The 12119-nt window shown below is 55.5% G+C and carries 10 protein-coding genes; 7 read left to right on the top strand and 3 right to left on the bottom strand.

What is annotated here, in order from left to right; translation table 11 throughout:
• Positions 1-344: 344 nt before the first annotated feature.
• Positions 345-1271: a hypothetical protein gene (locus HS103_17655; protein MBE7514626.1), complete on the bottom strand. Its 927-nt coding sequence runs from the start codon at positions 1269-1271 to the stop codon at positions 345-347.
• Between the two features lie 106 nt (positions 1272-1377).
• On the opposite strand from HS103_17655, the gene fbp reads away from it, so the two are divergent.
• The 4 genes from fbp to HS103_17635 all read left to right on the top strand — a co-directional run bounded on the left by fbp (position 1378) and on the right by HS103_17635 (position 4942).
• Positions 1378-2439 carry a class 1 fructose-bisphosphatase gene (fbp, locus tag HS103_17650; protein ID MBE7514625.1) on the top strand — a complete coding sequence of 354 codons (1062 nt, stop codon included), beginning with the start codon at positions 1378-1380 and terminating at the stop codon, positions 2437-2439.
• A gap of 296 nt (positions 2440-2735) precedes the next feature.
• A complete protein-coding gene (gene mutY, locus HS103_17645) occupies positions 2736-3821 on the top strand; it encodes an A/G-specific adenine glycosylase (GenBank protein ID MBE7514624.1) in 1086 nt (361 codons plus the stop codon).
• Between the two features lie 76 nt (positions 3822-3897).
• On the top strand, positions 3898-4566 hold the full coding sequence (gene gmk / locus HS103_17640; GenBank protein ID MBE7514623.1) for a guanylate kinase: 669 nt from the start codon (positions 3898-3900) through the stop codon (positions 4564-4566).
• On the top strand, positions 4559-4942 hold the full coding sequence (locus HS103_17635) for a RidA family protein (GenBank protein MBE7514622.1): 384 nt from the start codon (positions 4559-4561) through the stop codon (positions 4940-4942). Before gmk ends, HS103_17635 begins: the two co-directional genes overlap by 8 nt.
• Positions 4943-4987: 45 nt before the next feature.
• Here HS103_17635 and HS103_17630 read toward each other — a convergent pair whose 3' ends face one another.
• On the bottom strand, positions 4988-6313 hold the full coding sequence (locus tag HS103_17630) for a pyruvate carboxyltransferase (GenBank protein ID MBE7514621.1): 1326 nt from the start codon (positions 6311-6313) through the stop codon (positions 4988-4990).
• Positions 6314-6413: 100 nt separating this feature from the next.
• On the opposite strand from HS103_17630, the gene HS103_17625 reads away from it, so the two are divergent.
• Entirely contained in the window at positions 6414-7598 is a 1185-nt protein-coding gene (locus HS103_17625) for an excisionase (protein MBE7514620.1), read from the top strand.
• A 27-nt stretch (positions 7599-7625) separates the two neighbouring features.
• On the opposite strand, the gene HS103_17620 is transcribed toward HS103_17625, so the two are convergent.
• Positions 7626-8159 (bottom strand): dihydrofolate reductase, encoded by a 534-nt coding sequence (locus tag HS103_17620; protein MBE7514619.1) that lies wholly within the window; start codon positions 8157-8159, stop codon positions 7626-7628.
• Positions 8160-8358: 199 nt separating this feature from the next.
• On the opposite strand from HS103_17620, the gene cphA reads away from it, so the two are divergent.
• Complete coding sequence (cphA, locus tag HS103_17615; protein ID MBE7514618.1) at positions 8359-11094, top strand: cyanophycin synthetase; 2736 nt, start codon at positions 8359-8361, stop codon at positions 11092-11094.
• A gap of 123 nt (positions 11095-11217) precedes the next feature.
• Entirely contained in the window at positions 11218-12096 is an 879-nt protein-coding gene (locus tag HS103_17610; protein ID MBE7514617.1) for a TerB family tellurite resistance protein, read from the top strand.
• The last annotated feature ends 23 nt before the right edge of the window (positions 12097-12119 follow it).

Raw genomic sequence — 12119 nt, 5'->3', positions numbered from 1 at the left:
TTGTCTATCTGATCATGCTCGCAAAGAAGCGGAACGTCGCGGCAGTCTACTCTCTGTTGTACAGTCTGTGATGGACTTCCCGCAGCAAATTATTGAGGCATATAATAACCCACCTTACGCACAACCCTAACCCCCTAGCTCCTCTCCCGCTAGGCGCTGAGGGGAGAGAGGGATAGGGGTTCTGTTGGCATTGCGCCCGCCGCTAAAGCAGCGGGCTATGAGTACCCCCCCTACGGGGCTTAAAAGGCAAAAGATGCCGTTCGTCTCCCCCCTTTCCCTGCCTACGGGGGATAGGGGTTCTGAACCAAAAACGTCAACAGAACACGCTCCAAATACACACGAAATTACCACGCCACCCCCGGCGCGGTATCCACACCCAAGCCTTTCCCCAACTGCTTGTACATCTCTATCCCATCATAGGCACGCCCCAAAATGCCATCATGGATCGCCCACGAGCGCCCGCGCACGGTACGCCATGCCTCTTTCCCCCGAAAGGGGCTTGTGGTCGTTAACTGGGCGTGGAGCGCCCCACCGGGTTGAAACCCCTGATGAATCGTCTCCATCTCTTTTTGCCCTTGTACATAGCCAAAGCCCATCCGCTCAAAGAGAATCGCCGTGTGGTAGGCGAGGGGTTCTAAGAAGTACATCTCATGTCCCATCCGCCCTACGAAACGCTCGAAATTGGGCAAAAACTCTCGAAAAAGGGCTAACCCCTTCCGTACCTGTCCGGGGGCTAAGCCCGCCACCAGCGCAGCGCGTTCGGCGTCGATGTTGCGGCGGAGAGTTCCAAAGTAGGTTGGTTCGCCGTCGGGCGTCATATCGGTATCAAAGCGGGGTGACTCAGGATCATTGTATTGGACGAACAAGACACGCACCTGATAGTTCGTCCCATCGGCAAGATGAACATAGGTTACGGGGTCTCGATCCGTCGTGCTGCGCCAAATGGCTGCTTCTAAACTGAAACTTCCTTCTGGGCAAGAGAAAAAAACCAACGGCTCACCATCCCGTGAGAGCGTTATCGGATCGATCTGGTACCGTTCGAGCAGGACATCGGGCAGCAAGGCGCGGTAAATGGCGTGCTTTTGTGCCGAGGGAAGGGCGTTGATCTCCAAAAATGTGCGCGGGAGGGTAGAATCATCAGCAACACTGGTGATCAGTTCTTCAACTTTTGCCTCATGGCGCAAAAAAGGCAGCCAATTTGCCAATTTTCCCGGCAGCCGACGTTCCACAGAAGGGTGAGTCGGGGGGAGGTGTTTGGGTGAATCTTGCATAAGTACCTTTCTGATTGGGTATGATTCATGAACTTATACTCTCTATACGCACATGAGCGCATTTTGGAGCGCCGAATACACCCTCAATTTTTTAGGAGTTTCGTTTATGTCCGCTTTAATGACCATCGAACGTCACATATTGGAAAAACAAAAAGAACACCCCAATGCGTCGGGGGCGCTCACCCAACTGCTCTATGATATTGCCCTTGCTGGAAAACTCATCGCCCGCGAGACCACCCGCGCTGGCTTGGTGAACATCCTCGGCGCGTATGGCAGTACCAATGTGCAGGGCGAGGAACAGATGAAACTGGATGTCTTTGCCGACCAAACCATTTTCCGCATGAATGATCATACCGGACGGTTATGCGTCATGGCATCGGAAGAAAACGAGCATATTCTACCCATCCCCGAACGTTTTCCGGTGGGGAAATATGTCCTTGTTTACGATCCCTTAGATGGATCGGGTAATGTCGATGTGAACGCCAGCATCGGGACGATCTTCGCCATTCACCGGAAGATAAGCGCTGATGAGCGGGGAACGCAAGAGGATGTGATGCAAAGCGGGCGGAAGATCGTCGCGGCGGGCTATATCGTCTATGGTCCAAGTACGATGATGGTCTACAGCACCGGTCAGGGGGTTGATGGCTTCACCCTCGATCCCTCAGTGGGCGAGTTTCTGCTCAGCCATCCCGATATTCGCCTCCCCAACAAACCAAAATATTATGGTTGTAATCAGGGCAACGAAAAGTATTGGACGGACGGCGTAAAAGCCTATCTGAATTGGATTAGGGCAGTGGGTGATGACACCCGCAAGCCGCTTGATGGACGTTATATGGGGGCATTGGTGGCAGATTTTCACCGGATTCTCTTGAAGGGCGGCGTCTACATTTACCCGGGTGATCTGCGCGACCCCCAAAAGCCTGCTGGCAAGCTGCGCTTGATCTATGAATGTGCGCCGTTGGCGTTCATTGCCGGACAAGCCGGCGGGTATGCCTCCGACGGTCTAGGCGATATTTTAGATATTCAGCCGCACGAACTTCACCAGCGCGTTCCTTTGTTCATTGGGGATCGCGGGTTGGTAGAGCAAGCGGAGCGCTTGATTCAGACCCATGATCATGAGTGGTGTGCCGCCTACCGCACCTATCGGGAGATGGTTTTCGCTGGCTAGTAGACGACCACACAAATAAGTCAATAAAAGGGCATCTTAGAAGGATTGAGAGGAAAGGAACCGCAAAAGAGGAGGTAAACAAAACTATCCAATTCACCTGAGCGAGGCAGAACGAGAAGAACTGGAAGGGGTGGTCAAAGGCAGCAGCAACAAGGTGCGAGTGGTGCGTCGAGATCAAATGGGGTTATGGAGCGATGCCGGAAAAAGTGATCTAGAGATTGCCGATTTACTGGCTGTATTGGCGCGTTTATATCCTTAGAAATTTATGTGGTGGTCTACTAGAGTATCATACCCAGATGATTGATTCTCATTCGTTTGCAGCAGCATTGGCACCATGGTTTGTTCGGGATGCGTCAGATCGTCCCTGGCGGCACACCCGTGATCCCTACCGCGTCTGGCTTTCGGAAGTCATGCTTCAACAAACGCAGAGCGCCACCGTTGTCCCCTATTACGAGAAATTCGCTGCCGCTTACCCAACGGTTCATGCCCTTGCCGCTGCTCCGCTGGATCAGGTCTTGAAGTTGTGGGAAGGTTTGGGTTATTACAGCCGCGCTCGCAACATGCATCGCGCCGCACAGATCGTCGCTGCTGGCGGGGGACAGTTCCCACAAACCGCCGCACTGCTGCAAAACCTCCCCGGTGTGGGGCGTTATACGGCGGCGGCAGTTGCCAGCATTGTTTTTGGGGAGCGCGTCGCCGTCCTTGATGGAAATGTCATTCGCGTTTTGGCACGGCTTTACGACCTCCCCGCTGATGTCACGATGTCAGCTACACAGCGCCACCTATGGGCGCTTGCCGAGGGGTTGATTGCCGAGGCAGAACGCCCGGGCGATCACAATCAGGCGATGATGGAATTGGGCAGCCGGATTTGTACCCCCCGTTCGCCAGATTGCCCCAACTGTCCGGTACAGACCTTTTGCCGCGCCCATGCCAACAACACACAAGGGGAACGCCCTGTGAAAGCACGCAAGGCGAAAACCCCTCATCGGGATGTTGCGTCCGGGGTCATTTATGACGCCGCCGGACGGTTTCTCATTGCTCAACGCCCTCTGAAGGGATTGCTTGGCGGCTTGTGGGAATTTCCAGCCGCATTCCGCGAGGGGGACGAATCGCTTGGGGAGACTTTAGCGCGGGCGCTCTCTGAGCAATGCGGGATTCAGGTTGAGATCGGGGATGTACTGGCAACCGTAAAACACGCCTTCAGCCATTTTCGGATCACCCTTCATGCCCACCGCTGCCGCTATCTCGGTGGCGAGATCGCCCTCACAAGGTATATCGCAGCGGCATGGGTGACGCCGGCGGAGGTCGATCACTATGCGCTGGCGCGGGCAGATCGGCGCATGATTGAGGTCTTGTTGGGGCGCTCCTCCCCAAAAAATTGAGAGGAAAATCTATAACGTAGGGAAAGCGCCGAATGGTATACCTCTGTTACCATAAAATGCTGTTAAAATTAGGATCATGAGCAACCTACAGACCCCAACCCTACCCGTGATCATCATGGATTCATCAGACTCTTACGGACGCGGTGTGATCTTCGTCTTTGTTGGTCCCGCCGGGGTCGGCAAGAACACCGTGATCAAGCGCATCATGCACGATTTCCCTCGCTTGCAGCGGATGCCTACCGCCACCACCCGTCCCCCCCGCGAAGGCGAACGGGAGGGCATTGATCATTTTTTCGTCAGTGTAGAGCGCTTCAGCGCCATGCGTGATGGCGGTGAACTGCTGGAATACGAAGAAGTTCACCCAGGCAAATTCTACGGGGCAGTGCGCCGTCCGGTGGAAGAAAGCCTCGCTCGCGGCGATTTGCTCGTCTCTGATATTGATGTAAAAGGCGCAGTGGCGTTGAAGGCTGCCTTTCCCAACCACGTTGTGACCATCTTCATCCTCCCTCCCACTGAACAGGCGCTCTTGGATCGGATGCGCGAACGTGGCGAGGCAACCGAAGCGGAAATTTTGCAACGTCATGCCCGCGCTCAATATGAGCTTTCGCGGGCGACAGAGAGCGATTACCGCGTTGTCAATGACAATGTGGAGCGTTGTGCGGCAGAGGTGCGGGCGATTGTCCTCCACCACGCCCCCAATGCCGGAGATGCCCCTTACAAAACAAAGGAAGATAATCATGACTGAGCGTCGTATTGTTCACACCGAACATGCCCCCAAAGCGATTGGTCCGTACTCGCAGGCGGTGATTGCCAATGGGTTTGTGTTCTGCGCTGGACAGACGGGCTTTGATCCGGCGACAATGGAGGTCGTCAAAGGCGGCATTTCTGCCGAGACACGCCAAGTCTTGACAAACATCAAAGCTGTTCTCGAAGCCGCCGGATCAGGTTTGGGAAAGGTAGTCAAAACAACTGTCTACCTTCACGATATGGGCGATTTTCAGGCGATGAATGTCGTCTACGCCGAATTCTTTCCCGATGCCCCTCCTGCCCGCACCACCGTAGGCAATTTGAATCTGCCGCGTGGTGTGCTGGTGGAAATTGAAGTCATTGCTATGGTGTAGCGCGGGATGGGCGCACACATAGACATAAACATACGTCGCGCCCTTTCAAACGCGCTCAGAATCACTCTGTATTGGGTGGTTTTTCATCAGGGTGGCGTCAACCAGCGCGGCAAGCTCTTCCCATTCGATGCTTGTTTGCCGCCCACCCTCAAATTCCCCCGTCACCCACGCCTGAATCGCCATGATTTGTGGATCATCTTTCGTTAAGGTGATCCCGAGATGCTGCCGAATCAAGAAAATCACGCCAGCACTGCCACTCTCTTTGGTAAGCGATACCTCCAACGGACGCCCTAGCAGCGCCGGAACATTGAAGGGGGCATACATCCACCAAAATTTATTCAGTCCATCGGCATGAACGCCGGCGCGGGTGCGGTGGGCATCCCGTCCATAGAGCGGATATTTAGGTGGCAGTTCTTCCCCCATCGTTTGGTAGAGCGCGGCAAGGGCATTTAGCGCTTTGAAATTCGGCGCATTTTGGGCAAAGAAGCCCATCCCCATCAGGTGCATCAAAATCGCCTCTAGTGGGGCATTTCCCGTCCGTTCGCCCTTCCCCAACGCAGTGCCGTTGATCACAGCACACCCTTCACGAATTGCCGCAAGGCAGTTGGGAACAACGAGCCATGTGTCGTTGTGGGGGTGAAATTCGAGCATTTCTGGGGTCAGCCCCGCCGCCCGCAGCGCCCGAAAAAGGCGGGGAATAGAGCGCGGCAAGGCAACGTCAGCATCCGGCAGTCCCAAGCCCATCGTATCGCAGACGCGGAATTTTGGGGTGAGACCATAGGGCGCACAGATCGCTTGCACAGCCTCTACAAAGGGCAGGATAAAATCGAGCGGGGCGCGGGTGGCATCCTCAAGGTGTAAGCGGGGGCGAATTCCGGCATCGACGGTTACGCGCACGGCGTCAAGGTAGGTTTGTGCTGCCTGCTTGCGCCCGCCGGGAGTAAATTTGTGAAAGGTATGATAATCCGATGCCGAAGCAAGCATCCCCGTCTCGCGCACGCCGAGGGTTTTAATCAGATCAACGTCCTTGCTGGTGGCACGAATCCATGTTGTTGGTTCAATCGGCGCCCCATCCCGATAGCGCTCCAATGCCCCCTCTAATGCCGCCCGATCCGAGGGGCGGTAGGCAAAAAATTCCGCTTGGCGGATTGCCCCACTCTCTCCCGTAAACTGGCACAGTATGTCGTAAATCGTCAGGCTTTGGTCAACACTCAAAGGTAACCCGCCCTGCTGACCGTCGCGGTGTGTCGTCTCTGTTGTCCATACCTGCAAGGGTAAGTTCACCGGGCGTTCTGTCCACACATACTGGGGAAAGGCATCGCGGGGGAAACTTTCTAGAAAATACTCTGGGGTCTGTGGATCAGGGATCATGGGAAAGACTCATGTGCTATGTTTTGTTCAGGATAAGCGCGATAAAATAGATTGTCAATCTTGATGAGAAAATCAACATATAACGTGTAAGGAAAGTTGCTTGGCTAAGAAATACCTCACCGCACAAGAAGCCTCTGCTCGGTTAAAGGTGACCGCCGCCACGCTTTATGCCTATGTTAGCCGAGGGTTGATCCGCAGCGAAGCGGTTTCTGAATCAAAACGGGTGCGGCGTTATCTTGCCGAGGATGTGCAGAAACTTCTTGAGCGCAAGGAACATCGCAGCGATCCGGCAAAGACTGCCCACGCTGCCCTTCACTGGGGGACACCCGTCCTTGATTCCGCCCTCACCTTGATCACAGAGAACGGGTTGTATTATCGGGGGTATGGGGTGGAGTTTCTCGTTGGTGCGCGGTCTTTTGAACAGGTTGCCGCGCTGTTATGGACGGGCGATTTTGACCGTTGGCAAGACTCCGAACCGCCCGTATTCCCTCCCGACGGACTCCGTGCCGGACGTTTTCTAGCGAACATGCAGATCGCCCTTGCGCTCTCGGCAGAAGGGGATTGGGGGGCATCAGCGGCGCGAAACCCGATCGCGGTGGGAGGGCGGATTCTGAAGGTTTTGACGCGGGCAGTGGCTTTTCCCGCCCTTCCAACGGGGCAGATTGCCGATCACGTAGGGGCTGCATGGGGTGTTTCGCCAGCGGCGATCAATGCCGCATTGATCCTCTGTGCCGATCACGAGTTGAATGCATCCTCCTTCGCCGCTCGAATCGTTGCCAGCACAGGAGCAAGCCTCTATGCGGCGGTAGCGAGTGGTTTGGCGGCGCTCAGCGGGGGAAATCATGGCGGGCATACAGCGCGGGTGGCGGCGATGTTTCGAGAGATTGATACCGCACACGATCACGATGGGCGGAGCGCACTCATAGGGGAACGGTTGGCGCGTGGGGATGGTCTGCCGGGCTTTGGGCATCCACTCTACCCAGAGGGCGATCCGCGTGCGCGGTGCTTGTTGGCATATTTGGAGGGGAATCACGCCAGCAAACGCCTGACGGATGATCTGACAACTCTCGCCCTTTTGCAAAGGCACATCCCCGACGCACCAACGATTGACTGCGCCCTTGTGATTTTTGAACGGGCGCTGAACCTGCCCTTAGGGGCGGCGTTTGCCCTCTTTGCGTTGGGGCGGGCGGCGGGATGGATTGCCCATGCCCTAGAACAAGCCGCTACGGGGACGATGATTCGTCCCCGCGCTACCTATACCGGCGTGCCGCCCCAAGAGGGGTGAGACGTTTTCCTAAGGGACTCAATGAGTCTACCGCACCGGCTCATAGACAAGCGCCGCCACCCCTGAACTGAGGGATTGCGTTCTCACAAGGGTCAGCGTGGCCATTGTCCCCTCGTGAAAAAGCCGCTTACCCTTGCCCAGAACTACCGGATAGACAAGAAACCGATAGCTATCGACGAGATGATGCTGCATGAGGGTTTGTACAAGGGTGGCGCTGCCGTAGACGAGAATATCCTGACCGTCCTGCTGCTTTAGGGTGGAGATTTCCTGAACGACATTTGCCCTGATTAGCTGAGAGTTGTTCCATTCTGCCTTCGTGAGTGTCGTTGACACCACGTATTTGCGAACGTTGTTCATGAAGGGCGCTCCTTCGTCATCGCTTGTGGGCCACGCAGCAGCAAAGCCCTGATAGGTGATGCGCCCTAGAAGTAAGGCATCGACAGTCGAATCTTCCTCGGTTTTGAACTGCGCTATCTCGTCATTCCAATAGGGCGCCGTCCAAGCGGGGTTTTCCATCACACCATCAAGGGATAGGAATTCGGTGACCACGAGTTTTCGCATAAGTTCAGCCTTTCTGTGTTCTTCATCATCAATAGGTGCATTGTAATCTGAGAAAAGCAGCGCGTCTTGAAAAAAACGATATCACACACTCTGCGTCCGAGGACAGGTGCAAAAGCCAGTCCGACAAGGGCTGCCGTTTTTCGCCGCCGATCTCGTTCCTATGGTATCCTCAGATGTACCAAAAGAGGGATCGCCACACATGAAAATCCTCAACAAAAAAGTCTACCGAGGTCCAAATCTTTACGAATACCGCCCAGTTGTTCGCCTTGATCTTGATATTGAAGATTTAGAAGACTACCCAACAACAAAAATTCCCGGTTTCATTGATAACCTTCTGGCGACCATGCCCACCTTAGAGGAACACGGCTGTTCGTATGGCGTACCGGGGGGGTTTGTCCGGCGGATGCGCGAAACGACATGGATCGGGCATGTGATCGAACATATCGCCATTGAATTGCAATGCCTTGCCGGGTCGCCCGTCAGTCGTGGAAAGACGCGCAGCCTGAACACGCCGGGGCATTACATGGTGATCTACGAATTTGCCGAGGAGGAGGTCGGTCTGGCGGCGGGCGAACTCGCCGTTGATCTCGTCCGCTGGCTCATCCCGCCAACGATTCCAAGCGGGATGAGCGAAACCGAGCGGATATGGTTCAACTATTTAGGCAAGTTTGAGGCATTTGTTGAACTGGCAAAAGAAAAAGCCCTGGGTCCAAGTACGCTATCCTTAGTACAGGCGGCGGAGCGGCGCGGCGTACCCTGGATTCGCCTGAACGAACACAGCCTGATCCAATTTGGGCAGGGGCGTTATCAAAAACGGATCGAAGCGACAGTAACCAGCCGAACGGGGCATATCGCTGTAGGGATCGCCCAAGATAAGGCGCTGACCAGCCGAATGCTGCGCGATGCCGGACTTCCCGTTCCACGCCAAACCCTCGTTGCCGATGAAACCGAGGCGATCAGTGCGGCGGAAGATATTGGGTATCCCGTTGTGACCAAACCCTATGATGGAAATCATGGGCGCGGCGTCTCAATCAATTTGCGCTCCCCTGAAGATGTTCGCATTGGCTACCAACTGGCGGCGGAAGAATCCTCTCGCGTTGTCATTGAGCAGTATGTTACCGGGCGCGATTACCGAATTTTGGTTGTTGGGGGGAAGGTCGTCGCTGCGGCTGAACGTGTGCCGGGGCATGTGGTGGGCGATGGAACACACACCATCCGCGAGCTTGTGGATCGTGTCAATCAGGACCCTCGGCGGGGCATTGGGCATGAGAAAATTCTGACCCGCTTGGAGATTGATGATCAGGCGGTACGGCTTTTGGCGTTGACGGGTTATACGTTGGAGACCATCCTTGCCATTGATGAGGTGTTTTTCCTCCGGCAGACGGGCAATCTCAGCACAGGCGGCACGGCAATTGACCGCACCGACGATATCCATTACGAAAACATCCAAATGGCAGAACGGGCTATTCAGGTGATCGGGCTGGATATTGGCGGCGTTGACTTCATCTCCCCAGATATTTCCCGCCCTTATACCGAGGTTGGCGGTGGGATTGTCGAAGTGAACGCCGGACCGGGCTTTCGGATGCACGTTGCGCCAAGCGAGGGGAAACCACGCGATGTTGCTGGCGCGGTTATTGATATGCTCTTTCCCCCCGGAACGCCCGCCCGCATTCCGCTGTGCGCCATCACTGGTACCAATGGCAAGACAACCACCACGCGCATGGTTGGGCATATTATGAAACTGGCGGGGATGAACCCCGGCATGACGACGACAGACGGTATCTATGTCAATGGCGAGGCGATCCTGCGTGGGGATATGACCGGGCCCTGGAGCGCCCGCGTCGTCCTCCGTGAGCCGAATGTTGATTGTGCCGTTTTGGAGACGGCGCGCGGGGGCATTGTCCGCGAGGGGCTGGGTTTTGACCGCTGCCATGTGGGGGCAGTGTTGAATGTGCAAGGCGACCACCTCGGTTTGGGAGGCATTGAAACCCTTGAACAGCTTGCCGATATGAAGCAGGTTGTCATTGAATCCGTTGCCGATGATGGGTGGGGCGTGCTGAACGCCGACGATCCAATGACACGCGGCATGGGGCGTTACTGCGATGGGAATGTTTGCTGGTTCACACTGGATTCTAAAAATGATCTCGTGCGCGATCATGTCCGGGGCGGTGGGCGGGCAATCAGCCTTGAGCAAGGGATCAATGGTGAGATGCTCACCCTTTATGATGAGGGAAAACATATTCCCCTGCTGTGGGCGCATCTGATTCCCGCAACCTTCGAGGGGCGGGCGCGGTTCAACATTGCCAACGCAATGGCAGCAGCGGCGGTGGCATATTGTATGGGTGTCAATGTGGAAATGATCCGCCTCGGTCTGAAGACCTTCACCACCACGTTTTACCAAACGCCCGGACGGATGAATATTTTTGAGGAATACCCCTTCAAGGTGATTTTCGATTACGCCCACAATCCGGCGGCGATGCGTGCCGTTGCCGAATTCGTCCAGTCTTTGCGCATCACCGGACGAAAAATCGGGGTGATTGCGGCGCCGGGGGATCGGCGTGACGGGGATATTAAAGAGGTTGGCTATGCCGCCGCCGCCGCTTACGATTACTTAATCATCAAAGAAGATTGGAATACACGCGGACGGCAGGCGGGGAGCATTGCTGGACTGCTGCGGGAGGCTGTGGTTGAAAAAGGCTTTGATCCAGAGAGGATTCAGATCGTCTTAAACGAATTCGATGCCATTCGGACGGCGTTGGATATGGCGGAATCGGGCGATATTGTCGTCGTCTTTGGCGATGATGTCAGCGGGGCATGGAAGTTGATCACAAAATACCGCGAACCAGAGGTCTACCGCCGTTGGCTGGTTGAGACGAAACAACCTCTCCCGCCGGAGGGGACGCCTGTCGGGTGGCGGGGCGTTGTCATGGGCTGATCCTCAGGTATGGAAACACACGTTCGGAATAGGCTCTATTCTGCCAGAGAGGGGGCAAGGAGTCAAAAGGGAGGGTATACTTTACACAGATGTACCGCCGACGCTCTGTGAGGACAGCAAGCCATGACCTTCCTGAACAAAATTACCAGCCCGCTTGGGTCGCCAATCGACGCCGCCCTTGCTGCCGCCGTCACCCTGACCACCCTTGATGGCGATTTGCTTGACGTAGAAAAGCGGGTGATCTCCCTCTTTCGGGATGAATTTCCACCCCTCGGTGATCTGAACGAGGGGGGCTTCCAGATCGCCTTCGACAAAGCAGTGACATTCGTCAGCCAGAATATGCCCGCCGCTGACCTGAACCGTTTTTCCCGCGAGATGCTTGCGCCGGTGGTCACCCTTCCCGATCAGCGCCTCGCCCTGTATGGCTACCTCTACGCGCTGGCGATGGCGGATTTGAACCTTGATGCTCAGGAGACTGCCTTTCTGGAAATGATCCGCGTGGCGTTCAATTTGTTCAGTGTGGACGTAGAAACCGTTCAAAACACAGTCTTGGCAAACTTTCGGGGGCTGCATCAGGCGTTGGCGGCTGCCGTCCTCGGTTTGGTGATCGTCTCTGCCGACGGCAAGGTAGACGATAGCGAAGTGCAAAGCGTTCAGCGCGAACGGGCGCTCTTAGAGCCTATCGCCGCCCTGAATGACCTCCAATTCGGGCTGACCTTCGATATGGCGCTGAACATCCATGATCGGTTTTTGCTAGATGCCACCAACCGCCGCGCCTTCATGAGCGACATTTTGGCGCAGATCATCACCCAGCCAACCGTGCGCTTACAAGCCTTTGAATATGCCGCCGCTGTTGCCACCAGCGATGCCGATATTTCCAGCGCCGAGATTGAGGTGATGAAGGAACTGCTCCAAACCTTGCAGATTAGCGACGCGCAAGGGGAACAGGTCTTTAATAAATACATGGCGCGGGTGCGTACCGTAGACGGCAAGCCGCGCTAATCACCCTTGATGACTTAGGGAAT

This window comes from Anaerolineales bacterium, from assembly GCA_015075625.1.
In the GTDB taxonomy this organism is placed as follows: Bacteria; Chloroflexota; Anaerolineae; order Aggregatilineales; family UBA2796; genus UBA2796.
This window is presented reverse-complemented; position numbering and strand designations above follow the sequence as displayed.